Source organism: Oleiphilus sp. HI0128, from assembly GCF_001635365.1.
Genome location: NZ_LWGG01000497.1, coordinates 1 through 585 on the forward strand (window position 1 = coordinate 1; position 585 = coordinate 585).

At 49.1% G+C, this 585-nt stretch carries 1 protein-coding gene; it reads right to left on the minus strand.

What is annotated here, in order from left to right; translation table 11 throughout:
• Window positions 1-585, minus strand: a 585-nt coding sequence (locus A3763_RS05985) for a TonB-dependent receptor domain-containing protein (protein ID WP_156494954.1), incomplete at both ends; no start/stop codon positions are given.

Genomic DNA, 585 nt, shown 5'->3' on the forward strand with positions numbered 1-585 from the left:
CCACCTATCGCCCATTGTGGCGTAGCCTGATATTTCACATGTAGCGAAGCAGAGGTATATGCAAAGTTTGCTAGGGTTTTTCCTTCATCCTCTTCGTTAATGGATTCCAATACTTCGGCATCCATCACAGCAATACCTGCAGACATACTGATTTTGTCAGTGATATTCCCCGTTAAGCCAAGTTCGATACCTTCTACTCGGTTCTTGCCTGTGTTCAGTGAGCCCAGCGTGCTATAGCTATCGCCAGAGGGGCTCTCCATCACATCATTTTTTGTGATGCGGAATAGCGCGGCTGTCGCAAGTAACTTGCCATCGTTTAATTGCCACTTCGTTCCAACCTCAATGCTTTGTGTTTTCTCCGGGTCACCTAATTGAGGGTCGCTGGCATCGACACAGATACCACCATAGCCACAGCTAGTGCCTACATCCGACTCACCACCATTCAAGTTGGTTGCAGTCGAGAAGCTGGCATAGACGTTTGCATTGTCCATAAACTGATAGCTGGCACCGATATGGCCGTTCCAATAGCCACCGTCGTCAGCAAATTCAGTCCACTCACTTTCTAAGGGGCCGCTTCGGCCATCC